This window comes from Acidobacteriota bacterium, assembly GCA_028875725.1.
Lineage (GTDB): Bacteria > Acidobacteriota > Thermoanaerobaculia > Multivoradales > Multivoraceae > Multivorans.
Genome location: JAPPCR010000023.1, coordinates 18,873 through 43,736, shown reverse-complemented (window position 1 = coordinate 43,736; position 24,864 = coordinate 18,873). Strand labels below are relative to the sequence as shown.

22 protein-coding genes and 1 tRNA gene are annotated in these 24,864 nt (G+C 69.1%); 14 read left to right on the top strand and 9 right to left on the bottom strand.

Annotated elements, in window-relative coordinates; all coding sequences use genetic code 11:
- The first annotated feature begins 9 nt into the window (after positions 1 to 9).
- A complete protein-coding gene (locus tag OXI49_15775) occupies positions 10 to 576 on the top strand; it encodes an NUDIX hydrolase (protein MDE2691965.1) in 567 nt (188 codons plus the stop codon).
- Complete coding sequence (locus tag OXI49_15770) at positions 573 to 1,340, top strand: HAD-IA family hydrolase (GenBank protein MDE2691964.1); 768 nt, start codon at positions 573 to 575, stop codon at positions 1,338 to 1,340. The genes OXI49_15775 and OXI49_15770 overlap by 4 nt, the downstream gene beginning before the upstream one ends.
- Before the next feature lie 26 nt (positions 1,341 to 1,366).
- Here the strand turns inward: OXI49_15770 and OXI49_15765 are convergent, their stop codons facing one another.
- The 3 genes from OXI49_15765 to OXI49_15755 form a co-directional block, all read right to left on the bottom strand.
- Positions 1,367 to 2,296: a tyrosine-type recombinase/integrase gene (locus OXI49_15765; GenBank protein ID MDE2691963.1), complete on the bottom strand. Its 930-nt coding sequence runs from the start codon at positions 2,294 to 2,296 to the stop codon at positions 1,367 to 1,369.
- Between the two features lie 89 nt (positions 2,297 to 2,385).
- Positions 2,386 to 2,931, bottom strand: a complete 546-nt coding sequence (locus tag OXI49_15760; protein ID MDE2691962.1) for a hypothetical protein — start codon at positions 2,929 to 2,931, stop codon at positions 2,386 to 2,388.
- Positions 2,932 to 3,066: 135 nt separating this feature from the next.
- Positions 3,067 to 3,351: a hypothetical protein gene (locus tag OXI49_15755; protein MDE2691961.1), complete on the bottom strand. Its 285-nt coding sequence runs from the start codon at positions 3,349 to 3,351 to the stop codon at positions 3,067 to 3,069.
- An 88-nt stretch (positions 3,352 to 3,439) separates the two neighbouring features.
- On the opposite strand from OXI49_15755, the gene OXI49_15750 reads away from it, so the two are divergent.
- The 7 genes from OXI49_15750 (at position 3,440) to ricT (ending at position 10,036) form a co-directional block, all read left to right on the top strand.
- The gene (locus OXI49_15750) at positions 3,440 to 4,471 is read left to right on the top strand and encodes a hypothetical protein (protein ID MDE2691960.1); all 1,032 of its coding nucleotides are present in this window, start codon (positions 3,440 to 3,442) and stop codon (positions 4,469 to 4,471) included.
- Positions 4,472 to 4,531: 60 nt separating this feature from the next.
- Complete coding sequence (locus OXI49_15745) at positions 4,532 to 5,872, top strand: hypothetical protein (GenBank protein MDE2691959.1); 1,341 nt, start codon at positions 4,532 to 4,534, stop codon at positions 5,870 to 5,872.
- A 162-nt stretch (positions 5,873 to 6,034) separates the two neighbouring features.
- Complete coding sequence (locus OXI49_15740; protein MDE2691958.1) at positions 6,035 to 6,541, top strand: Rrf2 family transcriptional regulator; 507 nt, start codon at positions 6,035 to 6,037, stop codon at positions 6,539 to 6,541.
- Positions 6,542 to 6,568: 27 nt separating this feature from the next.
- The gene (locus OXI49_15735) at positions 6,569 to 7,084 is read left to right on the top strand and encodes a hypothetical protein (GenBank protein ID MDE2691957.1); all 516 of its coding nucleotides are present in this window, start codon (positions 6,569 to 6,571) and stop codon (positions 7,082 to 7,084) included.
- A 74-nt stretch (positions 7,085 to 7,158) separates the two neighbouring features.
- Positions 7,159 to 8,022, top strand: coding sequence for a 4-hydroxy-3-methylbut-2-enyl diphosphate reductase (ispH, locus tag OXI49_15730; protein ID MDE2691956.1), 864 nt, complete (start codon positions 7,159 to 7,161; stop codon positions 8,020 to 8,022).
- Complete coding sequence (purD, locus tag OXI49_15725; protein MDE2691955.1) at positions 7,932 to 9,314, top strand: phosphoribosylamine--glycine ligase; 1,383 nt, start codon at positions 7,932 to 7,934, stop codon at positions 9,312 to 9,314. The genes ispH and purD overlap by 91 nt, the downstream gene beginning before the upstream one ends.
- Positions 9,311 to 10,036, top strand: a complete 726-nt coding sequence (gene ricT, locus OXI49_15720) for a regulatory iron-sulfur-containing complex subunit RicT (protein MDE2691954.1) — start codon at positions 9,311 to 9,313, stop codon at positions 10,034 to 10,036. The genes purD and ricT overlap by 4 nt, the downstream gene beginning before the upstream one ends.
- Here ricT and OXI49_15715 read toward each other — a convergent pair whose 3' ends face one another.
- The 5 genes from OXI49_15715 to OXI49_15695 are packed head-to-tail and all read right to left on the bottom strand — an operon-like array spanning position 10,037 to position 17,597.
- Positions 10,037 to 11,476 carry a sugar transferase gene (locus tag OXI49_15715; GenBank protein ID MDE2691953.1) on the bottom strand — a complete coding sequence of 480 codons (1,440 nt, stop codon included), beginning with the start codon at positions 11,474 to 11,476 and terminating at the stop codon, positions 10,037 to 10,039.
- 52 nt (positions 11,477 to 11,528) lie between these two features.
- Positions 11,529 to 13,718: a glycosyltransferase gene (locus OXI49_15710; protein MDE2691952.1), complete on the bottom strand. Its 2,190-nt coding sequence runs from the start codon at positions 13,716 to 13,718 to the stop codon at positions 11,529 to 11,531.
- A complete protein-coding gene (locus tag OXI49_15705; protein ID MDE2691951.1) occupies positions 13,715 to 14,623 on the bottom strand; it encodes a glycosyltransferase family 2 protein in 909 nt (302 codons plus the stop codon). The genes OXI49_15710 and OXI49_15705 overlap by 4 nt, the downstream gene beginning before the upstream one ends.
- The gene (locus tag OXI49_15700) at positions 14,620 to 15,735 is read right to left on the bottom strand and encodes a glycosyltransferase (GenBank protein ID MDE2691950.1); all 1,116 of its coding nucleotides are present in this window, start codon (positions 15,733 to 15,735) and stop codon (positions 14,620 to 14,622) included. The genes OXI49_15705 and OXI49_15700 overlap by 4 nt, the downstream gene beginning before the upstream one ends.
- The gene (locus OXI49_15695) at positions 15,732 to 17,597 is read right to left on the bottom strand and encodes a hypothetical protein (GenBank protein ID MDE2691949.1); all 1,866 of its coding nucleotides are present in this window, start codon (positions 17,595 to 17,597) and stop codon (positions 15,732 to 15,734) included. Before OXI49_15695 ends, OXI49_15700 begins: the two co-directional genes overlap by 4 nt.
- Before the next feature lie 51 nt (positions 17,598 to 17,648).
- On the opposite strand from OXI49_15695, the gene serS reads away from it, so the two are divergent.
- The gene (gene serS / locus OXI49_15690; GenBank protein MDE2691948.1) at positions 17,649 to 18,941 is read left to right on the top strand and encodes a serine--tRNA ligase; all 1,293 of its coding nucleotides are present in this window, start codon (positions 17,649 to 17,651) and stop codon (positions 18,939 to 18,941) included.
- A gap of 25 nt (positions 18,942 to 18,966) precedes the next feature.
- A tRNA-Ser gene (locus OXI49_15685) sits at positions 18,967 to 19,055 on the top strand.
- Between the two features lie 24 nt (positions 19,056 to 19,079).
- Here OXI49_15685 and OXI49_15680 read toward each other — a convergent pair.
- Complete coding sequence (locus tag OXI49_15680; GenBank protein MDE2691947.1) at positions 19,080 to 21,428, bottom strand: ATP-binding protein; 2,349 nt, start codon at positions 21,426 to 21,428, stop codon at positions 19,080 to 19,082.
- A gap of 96 nt (positions 21,429 to 21,524) precedes the next feature.
- Here OXI49_15680 and OXI49_15675 point away from each other — a divergent pair, with 96 nt between their 5' ends.
- The 3 genes from OXI49_15675 to OXI49_15665 all read left to right on the top strand — a co-directional run bounded on the left by OXI49_15675 (position 21,525) and on the right by OXI49_15665 (position 24,862).
- On the top strand, positions 21,525 to 21,686 hold the full coding sequence (locus OXI49_15675; protein MDE2691946.1) for a hypothetical protein: 162 nt from the start codon (positions 21,525 to 21,527) through the stop codon (positions 21,684 to 21,686).
- Between the two features lie 287 nt (positions 21,687 to 21,973).
- Positions 21,974 to 22,885: a PP2C family protein-serine/threonine phosphatase gene (locus tag OXI49_15670; protein MDE2691945.1), complete on the top strand. Its 912-nt coding sequence runs from the start codon at positions 21,974 to 21,976 to the stop codon at positions 22,883 to 22,885.
- 117 nt (positions 22,886 to 23,002) lie between these two features.
- Positions 23,003 to 24,862, top strand: a complete 1,860-nt coding sequence (locus OXI49_15665; GenBank protein ID MDE2691944.1) for a DUF3604 domain-containing protein — start codon at positions 23,003 to 23,005, stop codon at positions 24,860 to 24,862.
- Positions 24,863 to 24,864 lie beyond the last annotated feature (2 nt).

Genomic DNA, 24,864 nt, shown 5'->3' with positions numbered 1-24,864 from the left:
GAGCCCAGGATGAAGGTCCGTCCCTGGCAGGTCGAGGTCGCGCGCACCGAGTTCGACCACCCCCTTCTGCAGCTCGAGGCGCAGGAGCTGCGCGCCGGCGCCGACCGGCGTCAGGCGGTCGTCCTGCGGTCGGCGGACTGGGTCAACGTGATTCCGCTGATCGAGGCGGAACCCGGGGCGGACGGCAAGGGCGCGACGGTCGTGTTCATCCGCCAGTGGCGCTTCGGCCGCGCCGCCGAGTCGCTGGAGATCCCCGGCGGCATCGTCGAGCCGGGCGAGGATGGGGGAGTCGCCGCGGCGCGGGAGCTCCACGAGGAGACCGGATACCGGGCGGGAACGATCGAACGGCTGGGAGAGGTCGAGCCGAACCCCGCGATCCTGGACAACGTCTGCTCGCTCTGGCTGGCCCGCGACTTGGTCCACACCGGCGACCCGATTGGGGACGGCAGCGAAGAGATCGAGGTGGTTCACGTGCCGCTGCGGGAGGTTCCGGAACGCATCGCCAGCGGCGAGATCAGCCATTCCCTCGTCGTTACGGCCTTCTACTTCTTCGCCCGCCGGTACGGTTTCTCTTGAACGGGCGCCGGGGAGAGAGTCCCGTCGCCACGCGTCGCGACGGCCGGCCGCGGCTCCGGGGCGTCTCGCTGGACGCGACCGGAACGCTGATCGCCTGCCCTCGTCGCGGTGAGATCTACGCCGAAGTCCTCGCCCGCCACGGTCTCGTACTCCCAGCCGCCGACATCGAGCGGGGCTTTCTGACCGCCTGGAGAGAGTTCGAGTGCCGCCTCGCCCGCGGCGAGGACCGGTACAACAGCCATCCGAACGGAGCTCGCGGTTTCTGGGGCGATCTGCTGGAGCGCATGTGTCTCCTGCTCGAGCGGGAGGCGCCGGGACCCTTCGCCGTCGCGGAACTGTTCGCCCGCTTCGAGCGCGCCGACGCCTGGGAACTCCGGCCCGGCTGCCGGAAGGTCCTCTCGGAGCTGCGTCGCCGGGACCTCCGCGTCGCGGTAACGAGTAACTGGGACCGGCGCCTGCCGCGGGTGCTGGCCAACCTCGGACTCGGGCGTTACCTCGACGCCGTGATCTGTTCGGAGGAAGTGGGCTCGGCGAAACCGGCCGAGCCGATCTTCCTCGCCGCCTGCTGGGAGCTGGAGCTTCAGCCGGCCTCCGTGCTCCACGTCGGCGATGCGAAGGTCGAGGACCGCGAAGGAGCGCTGGCGGCCGGCCTCGAGGCGCTGTGGCTGAACCCTGCGGGCGGCGATATCGGCTCGTTGGAAGATCTGCTCGACTACGTGCCGCGAATAGCGCACGTTGAGAGCACGCGTTCTCCGACTACATGAGTTGCGTCGGACCGCATGGGCCTCTCCTAGTCGTCGCGGTCTTCGAAGTAGCGTGCGACGGCGCCGTTCGCCGCGAGTTCGTTGGCGGCGTAGCGGATCGCGGTTCTCTCGTCGGTCCACCTGCCGGCCTGCATGAGTTCGGCGGTGGAGGCTCCTCTGCCTACGAGTGACTGGGCGCTGCCGATACGGAGCGAGTGTCCGCTTATCCTGCCCTCGATGCCCGCGGCCCGGGCGCGCCGCCGGATGACCTTCGGGACGGAGCTCTCGCTCAGCGCCGTTGTGCTGACGCGCGTTCCGTCCCTGGAGACGCCGCGGAACAGCGGTCCGGAAGAGACGCCCGAAGCCTCGCGCCAGGCGCCGATGGCTGCCATCGTCGCTCGACAGACGTAAAGGGTCTTGCCCTCTCCTTCCTGGTCCGTCTTGCTCCGGGGCAGCCTGAGACTTCCGCTCCCGTCCTCTCCCGCCTCCAGGTGCTTCACCTCGACGGCGGCGAGTTCGCTGATTCTCAGGAAGGCGTCGCTGCCGAGGCGGAGCAGCGCCGCGTCGCGAAGGCCGAGCAACGTGCCCTCGGCCGCCGCGAGGCGGGCGACCGCGTCGACGTCCCTACGTCTCAGGCCGTCGACCTGACCGCGCCCTCGCTCGGCGTGTCGCCGCTTCAGGGTGCGGAGGGTGCGGGCCGTCAGCCGCCCGCGCGGGTCGTCCGCGTCGGAGAATCGCGCGGCGGCGCCGATCGCGGCGTGAATCAGTGACAGCGACGCCGGGGCGAGTCCCCGTTCGGCTTCGTTCTCAAGGAACGCGGCAACGGTCTCGTCGTCGGCCTCCCGGTCCCCCAGGTAGGCCGTGAAGCGTTTGACGGCCTGGGCGTAGGCCTTGTGGGTGTTGGCTGAGTAGGCGTCCTTGAACACGGCTTTGGCCGACCGCAGCGCGGTTGCAGTGGTTGCTCCCGTCTTCTTCATCGTGCGGTGGTCTCCACGGACACCAGCTCGCGGTTTCGCCTTCGACGAAGGTCAGATAATTGCCATTGTCCTCCACAAAATCGGTGATGTCAAGCCCCCGATCGGGCGAACCCACGTCGAGTCGGGTCTACGAACGGCCATTCTGGCCGCCTCTGGTGCTTGAAACCTCCCCGATGGTAGGTGGTGCTGGCCCTCGTTTCCGCCCGATTCTCGCCTCTCGCGCGCCGCGTAGTCCGGGTAATGGCAATTGTCCGGCACCATTCGAGGAGGAAGAGTACCGTGAGACGCCCCAGCGCCGCATGTCCGTTGCTTCTGTCGCTTGTGACCGGAATGCCGTCGGTGCTCACGGCGACCGGGCTCTCCTTGCCGAGCATTCCCGACTTTCGGCTGCCGTCCGGCGGCTCGGTGAACACGACGTTCCCTGCCGCGACGGGAGGCGTGCCGCCGTACAGGTACAGTGTGTCCGGTCTGCCTCCGGGTATCACGTTCGATGCGTCCACCCGCGGCGCGAGCGGAACGCTGCCGACGGTGACGGCAGACACGGCGTACAGGGTCGTCTTCACGGCCCGCGACAGTTCGGGCACGATCGTTGACGGGTCTGTAGGTACTACGGTCAGGTTCACCACGACGGTCACGGCCCCGAGGTCAACGATCCGCCTGGACCCGGCACCGCCCGGCACGATACGGCCGGCTGATCCTCCAACCGTGACCGTGCAAGCGACGTACAGACTGCCGTTCACGGCGTCCGAGAGCGGTTCGGGCGAGAAGTCCTACAGTTTCAGGTTGGAGGCCAGGACGGAAGTGAGCGTTAGCCTGACGGGCATGAACCGTGACATCGACTGCCGGGTGAACAGTTCCGCCTGCACCAACCGCGGCGGAACGCAGGACGACTCCTGGAGCGGCACGCTCAGCGCCGGTACGCACACCGTGACCGTGTATCCGTACGGCGGTGGCTCCGGGAACTGGACGTTGAGCGTCAGCGGTAGGACCACCTCGCCTCTGCCGACTGGACCAACGTCGACACCGTCTCCGCCGACGACGAACCGTGGTCCCATCGTCAAGACGGGAGTGAACGTGTCGAGTTCAAGGACCTATCCGTTCACGCTCTCTCACCGGGCCGACGTCTCGGTAGAATTGACCGGCATGACCACCGACTTCGACTGTACGGTCTCAGGTAATCGCTGCACCAACCGGGGCAGTACGAGGGACGATTCCTGGACCGGAACGCTGGACGCGGGCGAGCACAAGATCGTCGTCTATCCATACGGAGGGGGTTCGGGAAACTACACCCTGACGATCAGCGCCGGGGCGCCGAGCACAGGCGGCGGCACGGGAAGGAGGACCCAGGTGACGACGCTGGTCGACGTGAGCAGGACGGGAGTCTCCACCAGCCAGACCCAGAGCTTCACGCTCTCCGGGCCCGCCGATGTGGACGTGGCCCTTACTGGCCTCACGATCGACTTCGATTGCAGGGTAGGAAGCAGCCGGTGCACGAACCGTTGGGGCAGCCAAGACGATTCCTGGAGCGGCGACTTGGATCAGGGCAACCATAGTGTCGTGGTGTACCCGTACGACCCCGGCCCGGGGGACTACTCATTGACCGTCACGGCAACCGAGACGTTGGGGTTCGGTTCGGCACCGCTGGCGGGCGGGCCTATTCGACTTCGTGTTTGCGAGAAAGACCGCGGCGGGGCCGACACCGATATCGTCGTCCCGGGTTCTTGCGTGGAGGTCGTCATTCCTGGGGGTGAGGGGAATCTGGATGACGACGGCGACGGCGACGGAGGGCCTACCGGCGGACCTGTGACGCCGCAAGAACCAACGGACGAGCAGAAGGAGAGCACGGCCAGGGCCGACGCCACCGCTCGGGCACGGAATCAGACTTGCAGGGAGTTCTTTGAAGACAACGGAGAACCGGACATCGTGGGCGCGCTGGGCCGAGTCCTTTTCGACGACAGCGATAGCCGCGGTCGGTGTACCGACCCCGGTGATTCGGCATACACCGTTCGAGGCGTGGCCGACACGATCTTCACTTGTGATCTCTTCTATAGAGGCTCAGATTCTCTGAGAGCAGACACCGTGCTTCATGAGATGCTCCATCTCGCCGGCACGTACCACGAGGACCTTGGCGGCCCGGGCCTCTTCCATCAGGCGGTGATGAACGCATGTCCTTGATCGTCAAGTCGAGAGCACGAGACCGGATCACCTACTCCAGCAGATGAGGAGAGTCTTCCAATGTGGAAACAGACCTTTCACGCGCTAGTCGGAATTCTTGCAGTTGCCGGTGCCGTGCTTCTGTCATCGGGACCGCTGTCGGCGCAGACGGAAGTGGAGATCATTTCGGCCAGCGAGCACGGCACGACGCTCAGATTCCGTGACGACGACGGTGTCTTGGTCGAGCGCTTCGATGGCGCGCGTCGTACGGTAGACGACTTCTTCGACGAGCACGGCAACGTCGAGAGAATGGTCACTCGCTATCCCGACGGCAGAAGCGTCACGGAGCGCTTGGCTTATGGTCAACGCTCGGCCGATGGAGGCGAACGATTCCCTCTCGCTCGGGGCCGCAACATGAGCAGGGAGAGAATGGATGGCTTCCTCTCACGCTTGCCTCCGCTGCCCGGAACTTCCCCGAGGACGGAGTTGGCTTTGCGGCGAGGTCGACCACGCCCCGTTGACGGGGCCGCTCCGGATCCCGCTCATCCCTGGGGGCACCACTGGAAGGAGCGCGACGACGGGGGCGCCCGGACAGTCTTCCGGCTGCTTCACCAGGAGATGGAGGTCGAGTCGGCGCGTCTCGGCGAGAAGCGCCTCGATGAGGAGTGGCTGCGAATCACGGACAGTCGCGGGGGACTGCGACACGACCGCCTTGCGGAGACGGCACGGCTCGAGCAGGATTGCGACGGTCCTTGGGCTTGTGACACTGCACCGCTTCCAGCCGTTGCCTCGTACGATGCCGTCGGCCGGATTGCCCACGTGGTCACGAACGACGAGGGCTACCCGACCGAAACGTGGTACGGCGAAACGCTGGTGGCGCGATATCACTATGCACATGTAGACGGCGTGCGCCCACTTCCCCCCCACGGAGGTCTCGGCGACTTCTGGGTCGAGCTGATCGATGCCGGAACCGGCAAGCGACTCCTGGACTCACGGACGCTCCCGACCACCTCGGCCCGGCCGCTCTTCAGTGCTGGGGGCACCACCATCAAGTCGGGTTTGATCGAGTCGGTCGATGACGAGCTCTTTGCCGTGGTCAACCACGACATCTTCGTCGGACGCTACGCTCTTCTTCCTCTGGGCGAGGGCCCCGTGTGGCGAACGGTCCTTGCGACCGGAACCGAGGCGCCTGAGATGGATTCCGTGGTGCACTACACAGAGGACCGCCTCAGGATCGAGTTCCAGTTCGACCACACCGACCTGGTTGTGGAAGCGCCTCGGCGCGGCGCCTCCCCAATCAAGGTCACATGGCCGAAGGACATCAGCCTGCCCTTCGGGGCCGGCGAAGAGGTCGGCGCACTCATGGCGCCGCGCCAACCTCGTCCGTTCCCTCCGGAAGAGGGTCGCATTCCTCCCCCTTAGACCGCCGTCCGGCCGCCGGGCCGGATGCTCGCCACGATGGGCGGCGTTGCGGAGGGCTGACGACGCGGCTGGGACCGTGACGGGAGCGGTCCGGTGTTGCTGGCGCCCACGTACACGCGCCTTGGCCGCGCTGCTACACTGCCTGATGCTGGGGCGTGCGCAATGAAGATCTCCACCAAGGGTGAGTACGGCATTCGCGCCATGCTGTACGTGGCGATGCACGCGAACGGTGGGCCGGTGCCCAGCCACGAGATCGCCGTGAACCAAGGAATCCCGGAGCCCTACCTGCGCCAGATCCTGGCCGCGCTCGCCCGGGATCACCTGATCCGCTCGAACCGCGGTCCCCAGGGCGGCCACCTGCTGGGCAGGCCGGCCGAGAAGATCTCGATGCACGACATCCTGGTCGCGCTCGAGGGACACACGACCTCGATCGACCACATCCTCGCCCAACCCTGCACGATCGGCGTGGGACCGAAGCACTGCGCGATCCGCGAGGTCTTCCTCAGCGTGAAGGAGGCGGTCGAGACCATCCTGTGCAACTACAGCCTCGCCGACCTGGCCGCGCGTCAGCAGGAAGTCTGCGAGTGCAAGATCGAGATCCCGCACGACCTGCCGCCCGAGCGGCTCTCGACGTCGACTGGCCGGCCGCTGCACGTCATCGCCGACTGAGCCGCCCGAGAACGCCGGAACTCGCCGTTGCTGACCGGCTCCCGCGTTGCGCGGTTCGCGCCTGCCTGCGTTGCTCCCGTAGCGCTCGCGGCCGGTTGGGCCTGCGCGGTCCCCTCGGATCGTCCCGCGCTCGACGAGAATGACCTGGACACGGTGGTAGTGGGGCAGCCGGCGGACTCCATTCTCCGGCCGGACGAGGACGTGCGGGAGCAACGGGCGCCGGAGGCGGAGCTGGGTGGCCGCATTCCCGGCGCCTTCCCGGACGGCTTCCCCGTTCCGGACGCTTCCACAGTGGTCGACTTCGGCGACGTGGTGGCGGAAGAAGGCGAGCCCGCTACGGCGGAGTACGTCGGCCTGCTCCTGCCGCTGGGTGCGCCCGACGCCCGGGAATGGCTGCTGCGCGAGGCGCAGGCCGCGGGCTGGCGGGCGACGCTCGGAGCGTCGATGACCTTCCGCCGCGGCGAGGAATGGGTCGAAGTGACGGTCGAACCGGGCGCGACGCCCGGCAATTCGGCGGCGCGGTTCGAGTACGCGAAGCCCTGAGTTTCCGAACGCTGCTAGCATTCACGCTTCGCCGACCGTATGGTCGGTCGGCTAGGCTAGTTGGAAACCAAGGGATGACGGGTCCTCTGACCCTTAGGCGCGCCGAGAAGTACGGATTCTGCGCCGGTGTGCGGATCGCCGATCGCACGGTGCGCCAACTTGCCGCGGGCGGACGGCGTGGGCAGATCCTGGGTCAACTGGTCCACAACGAGCGGGTCGTCTCCGACCTCGTGCAGCTCGGCTTCGGCACGGCGGCCGCGCTCGACGAGGTCGAGAACGGGACGGTCGTTTTCTCGGCGCACGGCGTGCCGCCCTCGTTTCATCGGCGGGCGTTGGAACGGGGTCTCGTGGTGGTCGACACGACGTGTCCGTTCGTTTATGACGTCCACGAAGAGGCCCGGCTGGCGCTCGAGGCGGGCTACCACCTCGTGTTCATCGGCGACGCGCGGCACCGAGAGGTGATCGGCTACACGCGGGATCTCGATCCCGAGGCGTATGATGTCGTGCTGACCGCGGCCGACGTCTCCCGGATCGATTGGGAGCGCCACCCGAAGGTCAAGATCTTCTACCAGACCACGCTGAACAGCGAGGAGTACGAGCAGGTCGCGCGGACGATCGAGGCGCGCGCGGCAGAGGCCGAGCGAGCGGACACCATCTGCTACGCCACGAAGGAGAACCAGGACGCGGCGCGCGCCCTGGCGGCGGACCCGGAGATCGACTGCATCGTCGTCGTCGGCGGCCGGCGGAGTGCGAATACGCGTCACCTGTGGGAGATCTGCCGGGAGATCGAGCCCCGGAGCCACCTCGTCCACGACTCGGACGACCTGCGGCGAACCTGGTTCGAGGAGTGCCGCACCGTCGGTATCACTGCCGGTGCCTCCACTCCGGACGCGATGATCGAGGAAGTCGAGGCTGCGATCCTGGAGACGGCGCCCTGAGAGTCCTGGTCATCGGCAACGGCGGTCGCGAACACGCGCTCTGCTGGCTTATCCGGGAGCGGTCGCCGGAGACGGAGCTCTACTGCGCGCCTGGCAGTCCGGGCACCGAGGAATGCGGCGAGAGCGTTGCGCTCGACGTCACGGACATCGACGGCCTTGCCCGGTTCGCCGCCGAACGCGGTATCGACCTCACCGTGGTCGGCCCCGAGGTGCCGCTCTCGCTGGGCGTGGTCGATGCGTTCAGGGAGCGCGGCCTGGCCATCTTCGGCCCCACCCGGGCCGCCGCGCGCCTCGAGAGTTCAAAGGTCTTCGCCAAGGAGTTCATGCGCCGGCACGGTGTGCCGACCTGCGATTTCGAGGTCACGGGCGACCGGGAGGCCGCGCGGCGCGCGGCCGAGCGCTTCGGGCTGCCGGCGGTGCTCAAGGCGGACGGCCTGGCCGCGGGCAAGGGCGTGCTGATCGTCTCCACGCCCGCGGAACTCGAGGCCGCGCTGGACGAGTTCTTCGTGGAGCGCCGGTTCGGCGATGCCGGCGCGCGCATCCTGATCGAGCCCTTCGTGCCCGGCGAGGAAGTCTCCTTCATTGGCTTCTGCGACGGTCGCCGGGTGCTGCCGCTCGCCACCTCCAAGGACTACAAGCGGATCGGCGACGGCGACTCCGGGCCCAACACCGGCGGCATGGGCGCCCACAGCCCGGCGGGGATCGTCTCGGCCGGCGAGGTCGACCGGATCATGCGCGAGGTGATGGAGCGCACGGTGGCCGGCATGGCGGCGGACGGCACGCCGTTCTCTGGCGTCCTCTACGCCGGCCTGATGATGAGCACGGACGGCCCGCAGGTGCTCGAGTTCAACGTCCGGCTCGGCGATCCCGAGGCTCAGGCGCTGCTGCTTCGCCTTGACGAGGACCCCGTCGACCTTTTCCTCGCCGGCGCCGGCGGCGACTTCGGACGCGCGGAACTCGCCTTCCGCGCCGGCGCTTCCGCCTGCCTCGTGCTGGCCAACCAGGGCTATCCGGGCAAGGCGGCGTCGGGCGACCCGATCGAAGGCATCGAGGACGCCCGCGCCTGCGAAGGCGTCGTCGTCTTCCACGCCGGCACCGGCCGCAACGGAGGTGCCGTGATCGCCACGGGTGGACGGGTTCTCAACGTCTGCGCGGTGGGTGACGACCTCGGGCAGGCGCTCGAACGGGCCTACGAGGCGGCAGTTCGCATCCGCTGGCCGTCGAAGGCGATGCGCTCGGACATCGGACGGCGGGTGCTCGACGGGGGCGCCGGGGTCGAGGCTCCGCGATGAGTTGCAAAGGCTGCAGCTTTGCCGGTCAGTCGACCGCCACGGAGGACACCTTCGTCGGTGTCCGCTTCGGCGAGGAGACGAACCTGACGCTCTGCAGCACCGGCGGCGAACTGCTCGCTCGCGGTGACGAGGTCATCGTGTCGATGAAGCCGGGCCCCGCCTACGGACGGGTCGAGAAGTCGCCCATGCCGGTGTTCAAGCCGTGCCAGAAGTCAAGCGCGCGCTCCGTCATCCGCCGGGCCGACGACGCCGACCGAGCGGCCAGGGAGAAGCAACTGGCGAACGAGGTCCGCGGCAAGGCGTTCTGCCGGGAGCGGGCCCGCGCGCTCCGTTTGCAGATGAAGGTGTCGCGGGTCGACTTCAGTCTGGATGGCCGCAGCGCGACTTTCTACTTCACGGCGGACCGGCGCGTCGACTTCCGGCAGTTGCTGCGCGACCTGAAGTCCCGCTTCAAGACCCGGGTCCGTCTCGTGCACGTCGGGCCGCGCGACGAGGCCCGACTGCTCGGCGGCGTCGGCATTTGCGGCCGCACGCTCTGCTGTTCGACCTGGCTCGACGGTTTCCGGCCCATCTCGATCCAGATGGCGAAGCGGCAGGGGCTGAGCCTGAACCCGTCGAAGATCTCCGGCCAGTGCGGCCGCCTTCTCTGCTGCCTCGCCTACGAGGACGACAACTACCGGGGCCGCCGCACCGGCAAGGCCGCCCTGCCCGTCGTTACCTGACTACGACGCCCCGCGCCGGCTGAGCACCGCCGGGATCGTTTTCAGCAGGATCACGAAGTCGAGTCGCGGCGACCAGGTGTCGATGTACTCCAGGTCGAGCTCCATCCAGCGGTTGAAGTCGAGGTCGTTTCGGCCGCTGATCTGCCACAGGCAGGTGATGCCGGGCTTCATGGAGAGGCGCCGCCGCTGCCGCCGCGTGTAGGGCTCCTTCTCCTCGAGCGGCCTCGGGCCGACCAGGCTCATGTCGCCCCGCACGACGTTCCAGAACTGCGGCAGCTCGTCCAGGCTGAACTTGCGCAGGTAGTGGCCGAGCGGGGTGATCCGCGGGTCGCTGCGGACCTTGAACGCGGGGCCGTCCATCGTGTTCAGGTGCTCCAGTTCGCGTTTCCTCTGGTCGGCGTCGGCGACCATCGTGCGGAGCTTGTACATCGTGAAGCGGCGGCCGTTGAGACCGCAGCGGGTCTGCCGGTAGAGCACGGAGCCGGACGAGGTCGCCTTGATCAGCAGCGCCAGTATCAGCATGACGGGCAGGCTGATGACCAGAAGGGCGGCGCCGATGCTGAAGTCGTAGGCGCGCTTGAACAGCAGGAGGAGGAGGTTCGAGGGAGCCGGCGACAGCGTGACGACCGGCCGTCCGTCCAGGTACTCGAGGTCGACCTTGGTGTGGGCCGGCGGCAGCAGATCGAGCGCGATGCGGGTCCGGATGCCCTGTTCCTGCAGGCCGTCGATGATGTCCTTGAGCGCTGGCAGTTCGTGGGGCGTTACGGTGAAGAACACGTCGTCGACCACGTGTTCCGAGACGATGCGCAGCACGTCGGCCATGCTGCCCAGCACGTTCCCGGTGGCCTCTTCGGAGGGGCTGCCGCCGGTATGGACCAGGCCGATGATCTGGAGACCCCAGTGGGGGTGATCCTCGATCGACTCGGCGAGCTGCGCCGCGGCCTCCGGGGCGCCGGCGATGAGCACCGTTCGCTGGTTCAGCCCGTGCCGCCGCATGTCGCGCGAGACCAGGCGCAGCGCGATCTTGTCCGCCAGCAGCAGCAGGAAGGCGAGACCGGTGAACAGGAGCAGCCAGGTTCGGCTGAGGCTGTCCTGGATGAGGAGCTGGTCGAGCCGTAGCACGAAGACGGCGAACAGCGTGAGGAGTGTGGCGATCGCCGCCACCTTGAGGATCGCGGTCCCTTCCGTCTTCAGATCGGCCGTCCGGTGCGAGCGGTAGCGCCGCGTGAAGACGAGCGGCGCCCCCCAGGTCACCAGGGCCAGCGGCAACAGCGGCAGGTGGTCGCTCAGCGGATAGAGCGGCTGCGGGTAGAGCCCCGGCAGCACGAGCGGGAAGAGACCGCTGCGGATCCAGTAGGCGAGGAAGAACGCGGCCGCGACCAGGGAGAGGTCGAGGGCCAGGATCAGGGCCGTCTGTAGGCGAACGCGCTGCTTGAGCATGACTCCGGCTCGCGGAAGCTGGCAGGGATTCTAGCGCGGCCCGCGCAGGTTCCTAGCGGTTCGAGAGACGCCGGAAGAGCTCCTCGTACTCTTCCGCGACGCGGTCCCAGTTGTACTCCTCGGCCGCGCGCCGCGCCGCCCGCCTGCCGTGGTCGCGGGCCCGCGGCGGATCGGCGCGGGCGAACTCGAAGGCGGCGACCAGCGAGGCCTCGTCCTCGACCTCGAAGTAGACCCCGGCGTCGCCTGCCGTTTCGCGGTTGGCCGGTTCGTCGTTGACGAGTGTGCAGTTGCCGTAGCCCATCGCCTCGACCAGCGCCGGGTGCGTGCCGCCGACCTCGGTGGCGTGGACCGTCGCCAGCGCGGACGACAGCAGGCCCCGGTAGCCCTCGCCGAAAACCGTCCCCGGGAATCGCACCCGCGGGTCCGCGCCGCGCTTCATCGCGGCGATGAAGTCGTTCGCGTACGGCGCGTCGCCGACCATGATCAAGGGCACGTCGCCGCCGACCCGCCTGTAGGCCGCGACCACCCGATGCGGGTTGTTCTCCGGCTCGAACCGGCTGACATAGAGGAAGTAGCCGCGGGGTTCGAGGCCCAGCTCGTCGAGGATCGGATGGCCCGGCAGGGGTTCGGGTTCGACGCCGTAGCGGATCATCGTCGACTCGCGCCGGTAGCGGGCGCGATAGTGAGCGGCGATCACGTCCGCGTCGGTCACCGTCACGCCGGGCAGCAGACAGGCGAGCCGCTCGGAGACGGCGTAGACCAGGCGTCCCGGCCAGCCCCACTTGGCCCGCCGCTTCTCGATGCCGTCGACGTGCAGGGCGGTGCGGATGCGCCGCGGCCACAGGAGCGGTAGAAATACCGCATTGGCGCCGTTGACGACCAGGGCGGCCCGCGCGCCGCGCGCGAACAGCGCTGCGTGGAGGCAGGAGAGCAGGGTGTGCACCGGCGTGTCGCCGTACTTCGTCCTGAGCGTGGGCAGGACGACGAGCTCCACGCCGCGGTGGGAGCGCAGCCGCCGGTCCACGTAGTGGGAACGGCAATACACGGTCACCCGCCAGCCGCGCTCGGCCAGCCGCGGCGCCAGCGCCTCGATCATCGTTTCGTAGCCGCTGTAGTTGGCGGGGATGCCGCGGCTGCCGAGCATCAGGATCCGGGGCCGCTCCGGGTCCGCGGGCAGCGCGGCGCGCCCGAACCAGCGTGCGACCGCGCGGCCAGGGACGAGGCGGCGGGACCGGATCAGGCGGCGCCGTTGCCGCAGGCGGCCGCGATGGCGCCAGAGCCATCCATAGGCGGCCAGCGAAGACGGTTCCCGAAGGAGGACGTAGGCGACGATGCCCAGTTCGCGGAGCGCGGTCGCCAGGAAGGTGCGCGGAAAATCGGCGAGTGAGCGGTGGTAGTACTGCAGCAGGTACCGGTTCTTGAGGGAATGGAAGTTGACCTCCGGCGACATCCGCCGCCGCCGCCGGGCGAGGTTGACTCGGCGGTGGACCGCGCGGGCCCGCGGTTCGTAGAGCACCTGCCAGCCCCGTTCCTGGAGCCGGAAGCAGAGTTCGGCGTCCTCCCGGTACGAGTGGAAGTCGTCGTCCAGGACGCGGCCTTCGATCGCCGCGTCCTGGAGCGCCGCCCCCAGGAACAGCGTCGCGGCGCCGGTGCCGCCGAACACCCGCTCGGTGACCCCGTACTGGCCGTGATCGATCTGGTCGGAGCCGCGGTCGACGTGCCGCCAGCTCCGGGTCAGCGTCATACCGCAGGCGTCGATGACGGGATTGTCGGCGCCCGTGTCGGTGCAATCCGCCGAAGGCGGACCCTTCTCCGCTTGCGCTCGCAACAGCCGCCCGGTGACCGCGCCGACGGGTTCCTGGCCAGTCGTAAACCGCCGCGCTCTCTCGATCAGCAGCTCCGTGTAGTCCGGCGCCGGCCAGGCGTCCGCGTTCAGGCTCAGCACCCACTCGGGTTGCGGGTCGCTTGCGAACGCGCTCTCGATGGCCTGGTTCAGGCCGCCGGCGAAGCCGGTGTTCTCGTCGAGGGCGATCACTTCGACCGGGAAGCCGGCCGTCCCGGCGTGCCCGCGCAGCGATTCCACCGTACCGTCGCTGCTCGCGTTGTCGACGACGATCAGCCGGAACGCGGGCCCCTGGAGCTCCGCCAGCGCGTCGAAGAACCGCGGCAGATTCTCTGCGTCGTTCCAGGTGACCGTACAGACCGCGACACTGGGCGCACCCAGTGCGGAACCACTGCTCACCGCTCCCTCCAGCCCGTCGCCGCCGCCAACGCCAGGCGCCCCAGCCCGCCGAACGCCTCGCCGCGACCGCGAGCCCGCCCCGGGCAACGAAGTGGCAGCACCAGAAGACGCCACACCGCCGCTTGAACCAGCACGGCCCGCAGCATCAGAGCTACACCCTGGCCGTAGTGCTTGCGGGCGTAGCGGTCCAGGTTCCGGTAGTACGCGGCAAGAAACGCGCCGTAGCCCAGCCGGGGCACCGACGCGCCGAGGCCGTGGCGGAACACGGCCTCCGGCCAGTACAGCACCCGTTCGCCCCGGTCGGCGAGCCGGCGCGCCAGGTCGACGTCCTCGAACCAGGCGGGCCAGAAGCGTTCGTCCATGGCGCCTGCGCTTTCGAACGCGTCTCTCCGGAGCAGCAGCGCGCAGGCCGCCGGCTGCTCGACGGGCTCACCGCTAGCCGGTTCCGTGACCGACGCGGGCTCCACGAAGCAGCAGTAGCCGATCAGGGTGCGAAGCGTCGGCAGGTGCCGAAGCTGCCAGGACGCCTGGGTGGCGTCGTCCGCGCCGAGCAGCCGGGGCGCGAGGCCGGCGGCCTCAGGGTGGTTCGCCATAACCTCGACCAGGGTGTCCAGCGCCCCCGGTTCCGGGACGGCGTCCGTGTTCAGGATCAGGATCAGGTCGCTGCCGGCCTCGGCGGCCCCGCGGTTCACCGCCGCTCCGAATCCCAGGTTGCGGCCGGGATCGAGCACGCGGACGTTCGACCGGTTGGTTGCCAGTTCGCCCGGATCGTCGTCCGAACCGTTGTCGACGACGATCAACTCGAAGCGCGCGTCGTCGGGCCAGTCCCGCACCAGCTCGGCGAGGTGCTGCTCGTCGTGCCAGTGCGGGGCGACCGCGCTCAGGACCGGCGCGTCTTCGGTCATCGCCGGATCCCCTGTCCGAAGTGCGCGAATCGCGGCAGCAGCCAGGCCGCCCGGCTCCAGGCGCACACCAGGTCGACGATGCCCGGCGGCTCCAGGTCCCCCGGCATCGGCGCGGTGGCCGGCTGCCTCAGCGCGTCGACAACGTCCCGCCCCAGGAGGACGGGCAGGTTGAGCCAGAAACCGCGGCCCAGACGCCGAGCCACGACGAGCAGGCGGTTCGCGTAGACACGCCGCGTCCTGCGCCGCGCGGCCGGCTGGCTCCGGCTCGACAGCGCCCCGGCGTGCTCCGCGCGCGCCGCCGGCACCATCAGCGCGCCGTAGCCGGCCCCATGCAGCCGGTCCGCCAGCTCGACGTCTTCGTAGTAGCTGTCGAGCCGCTCCTCGAACGGCCTGAGTTCGCTGCCCGCGCCGCTCACGTCCACGAGCGCGCCACGATGGTAGATCGCCGCGGTCGCCGACACTCCGTACACCCCGATCACGGGTTCCGTCGCTTTCACCGTCTCCCCGCGGCCAGGCTGAACCGCCTGCCAGCGCCGGTTCCACGCCAGACCGGCGCCGTCGATTCGTGCAGCCTCGCCGTCGTCCTCGCCGCCAGCCATCAGGTTGATCCCCTGCGCCGCGGCCACTCGTGAAGCAGCCCCCGCGGCCTCGAGCAGCCGTCGCGCCCATCCCGCTTCAAGCACGACGTCGTCGTTCACCAGGGCGATCCAGTCGCCGCTGCCGACCGCGATGCCGTCGTTCACCGCGCGAGCGAAACCGGCGGGCCGGGGGAGTTCGACGATCCGCGGCGGCCCGTCGATCGCCCCCGGCCGAGCCGACGCGATCCGCTCGCACAGCTCGCGCAGGGCCGCCGACCCCTCTGCGTCCCCGGCGTCCGCGGCCACCGGGGCCTGCCACACGATGACCAGCTCCGACGGTGCATCGAGGTCTTGACCGTCCCGGTAGATCGACGCCAGGCAGTTTGCGAGGTGCTCCGAGACGCCGATGGTCGGTACGACGTAGGACAGCGACGGCGCTGCCCCACTGCCGGTTGCGCGGGTCCTCTGACCCGCTGCCGCCGAAGGCGGCGTTGAAACGCGCGAGGCGTCAGCCTCGTTCAGTACTCTCTTCAAGCGTCGGGTTTGCCGAGTTGAAGGGCGAAGAACAGCGTCAGTTCCACCTGCTCCGGTAGCCCGGGGTCCCGGACGACGACCAGGTCGCCCTTGCCGCAGAAGGGCGTCAGGTCGACTTCGCTCCGGTAGCGGGTGCCAAAGAACGGTTCGCCTTCGCCGGCGGCCACCCAGTGCAGCCAGGGCTTCAGGCCGGCGATGTCGCCGGTCGCGCGGGCCGACCATTCGCCGGTGTCCTCGCCGTGCCGGAGGATGGCGACCCCAGGTCCGGTACCCGCGCCCGCGTCCCCGGCGGCGCCGACGCCGATACGCGCCACGGGTTGACCGGTGGCGACCCCGCCGCTGTTGGCGACCGCCGTGTCGAGGATCAGCTTCCCGCAGCCGCCGGCAGGCGCCGTCCAGCGGGGGCTGTCCGCCGTCAGCACCTGGCGGGGCGAGTTGAGCAGCGTCCGCCGCGGCTTGAAGGCGTCCCATGCGCCGAGCGCGGCCGTCGTCAGCAGGACGGCGGCCAGGGCGAGGACCAGCACCCGCGGCGCCGACATCCTGCGGACCAGCGCGGCCGACGCGTGGGCGAGCAGGAGGATGCCGCCCAGGGCAAACCAGTGCTCGAGCCCGCCGCCGAGTCCGAAGGCGCGTAGCCGATCCTCGAGATGGGCCGGCTGGAGCCACGGATAGGTCGCCGACAGCGTCGCCAACGCGAGCAGGCCTCCCTGCAGGCAGTAGCCGAACACGGCGGCGTCGCCGCGGAGCGCGAGACTGTGCCAGGGCCCGACCGGCGGTTCCTCGGCGGACAGGCCGTCCGATCGTTTCGCGTAGAGCACGGTCCAAAGGGCGATGCCCGCCAGCAGCGCCTGCTGCGGCGGCAGGAACCGCAGTCCGGCGATGGCCAGCAGTGCGGCCGCGGCCACTGTCTGGAGGTTTCCCCTGCCGATCAGGCTCGGTGCCGCGATCAGCACCAGAGGCAGTCCGGCGAGCACTTCGGGCCAGAACGCGCCCGCGTCGACCGGTTGCCACACGGTCAGGGCGCCGGCCAGGACCAGGACGATGGCGAAGGCGAAGCGAGGCCAGGCGATCGCTGCGGCCATGGCGGCGATGAGTACCCCGAAAGCGGGTTCGCGGACCAGGACGAAACCGAGCACGGCGGCGAGCGCCAGACCGGCCGCTCCCGCCGCCGCCGGCCAGCGTTGCTCCAGGGCGCGCGCGAGGGCGTCGGCGCAGGCGGCCGCCGCCAGCACCAGGACGACGTTCGAGCGCACGCCGCCGGCGGCCAGTAGCAGAGCCGCCGTCCCCGCCAGGGCCGGAGCGCCGAAGCGAGCGAACAGCACCAGGACGGTCACCGTCGCCACGGCCGGAATGGCGACCAGGACGACCAGCAGCCTGAGCGTCGAACCGCCGAGCAGCTCTCCCTGCCGAAGGAGCAGGTTGAGCCCGATGAGCGCCGCCGCCAGCAGGACGCCCAGCCGCAACAGGCGGGCCGGTTCGAGCGAGCCGGGCGGCTCGAACAGCTCGGCGCGCCGGGCGATCAGGCTGTCGACCAGCAGTGCGCCCGGGCCGAGGCAGAGCAGGGCTCCCATCGCCGCGCCGCGGGCGGGGCCGGCGGGCGGGATGGCGACGAACGCGACCACGGCGAGGACCGGCAGGGCCAGCGCCGGTGCGCCAAACGGCCGCCGGGCCACCCCGGCCGCGGCCAGGAGAACCGTCGTCGCCGCGAGCGCCAGGTACTGGCTTTCGGCGGCTGCCTGCGGGTCGCGCTCAACGCCGGCCAGGGCGAACATCGCGAACCCCGCGAGCAGAGGCGGCAGGGCGCCTGCCAAGGTCGGCGCCGGAGGCGCGCCGGAGGTCGAGGCTGGCTCTGGGTCGGTCATCAGTTAGCGATCCTTGCCCTGAGGGACGAACGTTGGAAGACTGCCACCGCCATGTTGCCCCGAGAACTGCTCAGAAGCGAACCCGAGCGGGTTGCCGCGGCGGTCGAAGCGCGCGGCGTCGATCCCGCACTGATCGACCAGTGGACGACCAGCGACCGCCGACGCCGCGAGGCGCTCACCGAACTCGAGGAACTCCGGCATCGCCGGCGGTTGGCAGGCCAGGAGATCGGCAGGCTGAAGGCTCAGGGCGAGGCGAAGAAGGAAGACACCGAACATCTGATTCTAGAGATGACCGGGCTCAAGGTCCGCATCGACCACCTCGAGGAGGTGGTCGAGAAGGCCGAGGCGGAGTTGACCGAGGCCGCACTCCAGGTGCCGAACATCGCCCACGAGTCCGTTCCGGTGGGCGCCGACGAGTCGGTCAACCGGGTCGAGCGGATCGTCGGCGAACCGCCCCGTTTCGACTTCGAGCCCAGGAACCACTGGGATATCGGCCCGGAACTCGGCATTCTCGACTTCGAGCGCGGCGCCAAGCTGGCCGGCGCCCGGTTCGTCACCTACATGGGCTGGGGCGCGCGCCTGGAACGGGCGCTCGCCGCCTTCATGCTCGACCTTCACACCGAGGAGCACGGCTACACCGAAGTGCTGCCGCCGTTCCTGGTGAAACGGGACTGCCTGGTCGGCAGCGGCCAGCTCCCGAAGTTCGAAGAAGATCTCTTCCACGTCCAGCCGGACGAGCGCTACCTCATCCCTACCGGCGAGGTGCCTCTGGTCAACCTCCACGCCGACGAAGTGCTCGAGGAGGACCGGCTGCCGCTCAGGTACGCCGCGCTCACGCCCTGCTTCCGGGCCGAGGCGGGTTCCTATGGCCGTGACGTCCGCGGGCTCATCCGCCTGCACCAGTTCCAGAAGGTGGAGCTGGTGCAGGTGACGACGCCCGAGGCCAGCGACGAGGCGCTTGAGCAACTGACGGCTCATGCCGAGAAGGTGCTTCAGCGGCTCGAACTGCCTTACCGGGTCGTCTGCCTGAGCACCGGCGACATGGGCTTCGCCATGGCCAAGACCTACGACCTGGAAGTCTGGCTGCCGGGCCAGGAGACGTACCGGGAGATCTCGTCCTGCTCCAACGCGGAAGCGTTCCAGGCACGGCGAGTGCGAACCCGCTATCGCCCCCAGGGCGGCGGCGCCCTGCGCCACGTCCATACCCTGAACGGCTCCGGCCTGGCCGTCGGCCGCACGCTGGTCGCGCTGCTGGAGAACTACCAGACGGCGTCGGGCTCCGTGCGCATTCCCGAGGCGCTCCGGCCGTATGTCGGCGGGGTGGAGGAGATCGTGTCAGGCTAGGCGCCTGAGGTCTCGCCGGCCGTCCGGAGGGGTGGCTGAGTGGTCGAAAGCACCGGTCTTGAAAACCGGCGTAGGTAATCCCTACCGTGGGTTCGAATCCCACCCCCTCCGCCATGTTCTGACAGCGCGACCGGTGACCTACTCGCTGCCGGGCCGGGGCATGCGGTAGCCGACGCCGCGCTCGTTGAGCACGTAGGCCGGCTGGGCGGCATCGTCGCCCAGCTTGCGGCGGAGGCTCTTCACCATGGCGCGCACGAGCTTCGGGTCCTCGGTGCTCCGGGCGCGCTTGCTCCAGGCCTGGCGCAGCAGCGATTCGTACGTCACGACGCGTCCGGCGTGGCTGGAAAGCACCCGGAGCACCTCGAACTCGGTAACGGTGAGTGCCACGGACCGCCCGTCCATCGTGACCTCACGCTCCTCGTAGTTGATGGACAGGTCGCCCAGGCGGAACGGCTTGGGCTCGGCCTGTCGGCGGAGCGCCGCCCGCACTCTCGCGGTCAGCTCCGACGGAGAGAAGGGCTTGACGATGTAGTCCGCGGCTCTCGCATCCAGCGCCCGGACGATCGTCTCGTCCCTGTCGTAGACGGAGATGAAGATGACCGGCACGTCTTCCAGTTCAGGGACGGTCTCCATCAACTCGAGACCGTCCGTGTCGGGCAGTACGAGATCGAGCAGGACCAGTCGAGGTCTGTGCGTCCTGATGAGCTTGGGGAGTTCGTTGGGATCGCCGGTCAGTATCGCCGCGTAGCCCGCCTCGGAAAGCGCGTCCCGAACGCGCCGCAGCGTCTGCGGGTCGTCGTCGAGAACGAGGATGGGCGTCGCTCCGTTCCGCTTCGAGGAACGAGGTCGGCGCGAGAGAGCGCTCGGGGCGACATCGCCGGCCTCGACGGCCACCGGAAGCGTGAACGTGAACCGTGTACCGCGGTCCCCTTCGCCGCTCTCTGCCCAGATGCGGCCGCCGTGCGCCTCCACGAGTCCCTTGCAGATGGCGAGGCCGAGGCCGACTCCCTTCTCGCCGGATGCGTCCGTCTGCTTGCGGAACAGGTGAGGCAGCTTTTCCGGCGGCACGCCACTGCCGCGGTCGGTTACCGAGATGGCTACGTGGTCGTCGTCCAGTGACGCGCCAACCGTGATCGGCGATGAGTCAGGGGAATGCAGCGCCGCGTTCGACAGGAGATTGTTGAGCACCTGGACGATGCGGCCCGAGTCCGCGAGAACGAACGGAAGGTCCTCTGGCAGGTCGATGGTCAGGTTGCGCCTGCTTCCGGCCCCGGTGAAGCTGCTCCTGGCCTGATCGATGAGGCCGGCCACCTCGGCGCGCTCGGCGGAGACCGAGAGGGTGCCCGCCGCGATACGCCCCTGGTCCAGCAGGTCGGCGATCAGGTTGCGCATCTGATTCGCCTGATCGTCGATGACCCGGAAGAACTGCAGCATCTCCGCCGGATCGGGAGCCGGCGCGGCGCCCAGCACGGTGGCCGTGGAGCCCTTGATCGAGATCAGGGGCGCCCGGAGCTCATGACTGACCATGCTCAGAAACTCGGCTCGCAACCGGTCGAGCTCCTCGAGGGGCGTCAGGTCCTGCAGGGTGACGACCATCGACTCGATCGCACCCTCCTTCGAGCGTGTCGGCGTGGCGTTGACGAGCGTCGTCACGCTGCGGCCATCGGGTACGGAGAGCGTCATCTCCTCCGCGCGCACCGTTTCGGGATCGGTCCACTGCTGCGCCAGCGGAAACTCGGCCAGAGTCACTTCGCGTCCGTCGTCGCGGCGGCAGATCACGTCGTCCAGCAGCTCTTCCGGGGAATCTCCCGGTGTTCGCAGAGCGCTGACGATCCGCCGGGCTTCCCGGTTGAACGACACGGGCTTGCCGCTCTGGCCGTCGAACACGACGACACCCACCGGCGACATCTCGACGAGGGCTTCCAGATCGGCCCTTGCGCGCTGCTCGTCCCGGTGGGCGCGTGCGTTGGCGATGGCCGTGGCCGCCTGGGAGGCGAACAGGACCAGAACCTCCTCGTCGCTCTCCGTGAACTCCTGTCCACCGTCCTTGTCGGCGAGAAAGAAGCTGCCGACGTACACGTCGCGGTGGTGCAACGGCGTGCATTGCAGTGTCTGAGACCGCATCGGCGTGGAAGGGAAGCCGTGTTGCCCGACGTAGTCCTGCAGGTTCGCCAGCCTCAGTGGTTTCTGAAGATCCCGGAAGTGCGCGAACAACTGGGCACCGTGGGGCCACGCCACTATTCCATCGTGTTCTTCGGGTTCGAAGCCGGACGTGATCAGGTGCTCAGCCTGTCCTTCGTCCTCGGTTGCGATGACGCCGCGGCTCGCACCGGTCAGCGCTCGGGCGCTGTCCAGGACCTCCTGCAGGACGGTCTTGAGGTCCAGGCTGCCGCTGACGCGCATGACGGCGGCTGGAAGAGCGGAGAGACGCTCTTCCAGCACTGCGATCCGTTGCCGAAGTTCCTCGGGCTTCTCGCTCTGCACCATTGCGCGATTATGCCTTGTTCCCGATTGATCGCTCAAACATCACGACACGGTCGCTCTCGTCTAGTAAGTGTGCGGATCGATGCGCGGATCCGCGCCATGAACCTTCTCTACCCCGAGCAGCAGCAGGTCGTGCGACTCCTTCGGTGGATCGCGCTGTTCACCGGCATTCTGGCCATGTTCGCCGTGGTCTGTTCGGCGCTCTTCGTCTGGGCGTGTTCAGAGGGCATCACCATCGTCGAGATGATGGGAGAACCGTAGATTCCGGGGCTGCCCGTCCAGTGCGGCCCGGCTGTGGGGAGGGCTTATCCACCGCCGCGCGCACAGACACCATGTCGACGGGGGCGGGCGGCCCCACCTCGCGCTAACCGCAAGGGGGCCTTCGCCAGTCGAATGGCCCGCCACCGGTTTCTTGTTGTTGGTGCCCCTGGGTGCGCGTAGACTCCCTGTCGGGGCGTCGGCCTCTGTCCGGCGCAACCCATTCCGCACTTCGACCGCGCGGCGGATCCGTCCGCCTGCCACGGTCGTCGACAGTAGGGGGAGCCACCGTGGCCCAGATTCCGACCGACACCTGGCAGGCCGAGATCCGCGCCGAACTGGCCAATCTCGAGGAGATCGGCCTGGCGACGAAGCCCTCGTCCGGCGACCTGCCGAACCTGCGCGGCGTGGAGGTGCACGGGATCTCGATACCGCTGTTGCGGGCGATCGGCGGCGACCACCTGATCTACCTCGACTTCAAGCAGCGCTATGACCTGGAGCGCCGGCTTCGCGAGGCGGAAGAAGCGGGGCGCGCGGAAGTCGTCGCCGGGCTGCGCAAGTGCCGGCAGCGGACCGGCGTCCTGGTGGCCGACGTCTCCGGGCACAAGGTGACCGACGCCCTGGTCGCGGCCATGCTGCACCAGGCCTTCCTGCTCGGGGCGTACTACGAGCTCGACCTCTTCGGCGAGATCACCACGCGGCTCTTCGAGCACATCAACCAGCGTTTCTTCAAGTCGACGACGCTGAACAAGTACCTCACGATGGTCTACGGAGAGGTGTCCGAGCAGGGCAGCTTCCGCTTCTTCTCTGCCGGCCACCCGGCGCCCCTGGTGTTCGCGGGCCGTCCGGGCCGCATCGAGCACCTGCCGGAAGACCAGCTCGTCCGCTTCCCGCCGGTCGGCATGTTCGCGTCGAACGCCTACATGGACGAGCGCGTCGACCCCGGTCCGCTCGGCTACAAGCGGCCCTACGAGGTCAGCGAGGTGGAGCTGCTCGAGGCCGGCGACCTGCTCCTGCTGTACACCGACGGCTTCGCCGAGCACGGCGGCGGCCGGTATCTCGACGAACGCGCCGAGGCGCTGCTCGAGGCCGTGCGCGCCGAACCGGCGCCGGAGATCTGCGAGCGGCTCAGGACGGACCTGCTGGCCTTCGCGGCGCCCGAGGACGACATCACCTTCGTGGTGATCAAGAAGACAGCGTAGGTACAACTGGGTGCGCCGGCGTCCCCGCCGGCTTTCTGAAGAAAACGCGCGAGGCCGCCGGCCTCGCTCCTTCCTCCGCTATCGTGGAAGCCCCCACTCACAAGGAGGGCCCCGCCGATGACCAGAACCGGTCTGCCCGCTCTCGCCCTGACCGTCCTCGCCTGTGCCGGCCCGTCGGCCGACGACGCCTACGGCCCGTCCGGCGCAGGCGCCGGCGGCGCCACCTCCGCCTCGCCGGCGGACCGCGTCGCCCTGTTCGGCGACATGCACATCCACACGATGTACTCCCACGACGCGTTCATGGGCACCGTGCGAACGACGCCGGACGACGCCTACCGGTTCGCCAGGGGGGAGGCGATTCCTCATCCGTCGGGTGAATCGGTCCGGCTTTCCGGCGCGCCGCTCGACTTCCTCGCGGTGACCGACCACGCGGAGTACCTGGGCGCCCTGCCGGCGCTGATCGACCCGGACAGTCCCACCTATGGACATCCGCTGACCGAGGATCTGTTCAGCGGCGAGGGCCGCGACGCGCGGGCGCGGCTGGGAGCGCTGAGCCGGTTGCGGGAACTCGCCGCCACTGGCGACCCGATCAACGGGCCGGAGGTGCGGGCGAGCGCCTGGCAGCGGGTCATCGAGGCCGCCGAGCGCCACAACGATCCGGGTCGGTTCACTGCCCTGATCGGCTACGAGTACACGAAGGGGGTCGGTGGCCGCCACGTGCACCGGAACGTCATCTTCCGCGGCGGCGAAGCGCCGGAGTTGCCCTTCAGTTCCCTGGACGGCGACCCCGAGGATCTCTGGAACTGGCTCGACGGCCTGCGCGAGGAGGGGATCGAGGCGCTGGCGATGCCGCACAACATGAACCAGAGCGACGGCCTGGCCTTCTCCGACCGGGAAACCTGGAAGGGTGCGGAGATCGACGCGGAATTCGCTGCCAAGCGGATTCGGAACGAACCGGTGGCCGAGATCAGCCAGCAGAAGGGCACCTCGGAGGTCCATCCGTCGCTGTCGCCGAACGACGAGTGGGCCGATTTCCAGATCGTCCAGTACTACCTGGACCGGGTGAACAACACGGACCCGATCTCGGTCTTCAAGGGCGGCTACTGGCGGGACGCGCTGCTGACCGGCCTCGAGATGGAGGAGCGACTGGGCGTGAACCCCTACGCCCTCGGCGCGGTCGGCTCAAGCGACAGCCACGTCTCCGCCGGCTCCTACGAGGAGGACAACCGCTTCTCGTCGAGGACGAACACGCCCCAGGCGCGCGGCTCGGCCTACCGCGAGGAGGACGGTGGCTGGGAGAACTTCTGGACGCCGCGCCAGGCCACCCACGGCACCGGCGGCCTGGCGGGGGCGTGGGCGGACGGGAACACGCGCTCCGCGATCTTCGACGCGCTGAAGCGACGCGAGTCCTTCGCCACCTCGGGCACGCGCATCCGCGTGCGCTTCTTCGGGGGCTTCGGGCTCGATGAGGCCGTGGCGGAGGCAGCGGACCCGGTCGCCGCGGCCTACGAGCACGGCGTGCCGATGGGCGGCGACCTCGAAGGCGTGAACGACGACGCGCCGAGCTTCCTGGTCTGGGCGCTCCGCGACCCGGAGAACGCCTGGCTGCAGCGAGCCCAGGTCATCAAGGGCTGGCTGGAGGACGGCGAAGCGCAGGAGCGCGTCTACGACGTCGTTTGCTCGGACGGCCTGGAGCCCGACCCCGAGACCCACCGCTGCGACGACAACGGCGCCCAGGTCAACCTGGACGACTGCTCGATCAGCCGGGACAAGGGCGCCGTCGAACTCCGGACCACCTGGACCGACCCGGACTTCGACGCCGGCGCCCGCTCCTTCTACTACGTCCGCGTGCTTGAGAATCCGACCTGCCGCTGGTCGACCTGGGACGCGCTCAGCCTCGGCATCGAACCGAACCCCGATCTCCACGCGATCCACCAGGAACGGGCGTGGAGTTCGCCCATCTGGTACACGCCGTAGTT

Bases quoted from the DNA above. Each gene is read 5' to 3' on its own strand.
- OXI49_15675 (MDE2691946.1), top strand. From the start codon at position 21,525: ATGAACCTTCTCTACCCCGAGCAGCAGCAGGTCGTGCGACTCCTTCGG.
- OXI49_15755 (MDE2691961.1), bottom strand. From the start codon at position 3,351: ATGGGACCACGGTTCGTCGTCGGCGGAGACGGTGTCGACGTTGGTCCA.
- OXI49_15745 (MDE2691959.1), top strand. From the start codon at position 4,532: ATGTGGAAACAGACCTTTCACGCGCTAGTCGGAATTCTTGCAGTTGCC.
- OXI49_15680 (MDE2691947.1), bottom strand. From the start codon at position 21,428: ATGGTGCAGAGCGAGAAGCCCGAGGAACTTCGGCAACGGATCGCAGTG.
- ricT (MDE2691954.1), top strand. From the start codon at position 9,311: ATGAGTTGCAAAGGCTGCAGCTTTGCCGGTCAGTCGACCGCCACGGAG.
- serS (MDE2691948.1), top strand. From the start codon at position 17,649: ATGTTGCCCCGAGAACTGCTCAGAAGCGAACCCGAGCGGGTTGCCGCG.
- OXI49_15715 (MDE2691953.1), bottom strand. From the start codon at position 11,476: ATGCTCAAGCAGCGCGTTCGCCTACAGACGGCCCTGATCCTGGCCCTC.
- OXI49_15750 (MDE2691960.1), top strand. From the start codon at position 3,440: ATGACCACCGACTTCGACTGTACGGTCTCAGGTAATCGCTGCACCAAC.
- OXI49_15765 (MDE2691963.1), bottom strand. From the start codon at position 2,296: ATGAAGAAGACGGGAGCAACCACTGCAACCGCGCTGCGGTCGGCCAAA.
- ispH (MDE2691956.1), top strand. From the start codon at position 7,159: ATGACGGGTCCTCTGACCCTTAGGCGCGCCGAGAAGTACGGATTCTGC.
- OXI49_15740 (MDE2691958.1), top strand. From the start codon at position 6,035: ATGAAGATCTCCACCAAGGGTGAGTACGGCATTCGCGCCATGCTGTAC.
- OXI49_15775 (MDE2691965.1), top strand. From the start codon at position 10: ATGAAGGTCCGTCCCTGGCAGGTCGAGGTCGCGCGCACCGAGTTCGAC.
- OXI49_15665 (MDE2691944.1), top strand. From the start codon at position 23,003: ATGACCAGAACCGGTCTGCCCGCTCTCGCCCTGACCGTCCTCGCCTGT.
- OXI49_15705 (MDE2691951.1), bottom strand. From the start codon at position 14,623: ATGACCGAAGACGCGCCGGTCCTGAGCGCGGTCGCCCCGCACTGGCAC.
- OXI49_15695 (MDE2691949.1), bottom strand. From the start codon at position 17,597: ATGACCGACCCAGAGCCAGCCTCGACCTCCGGCGCGCCTCCGGCGCCG.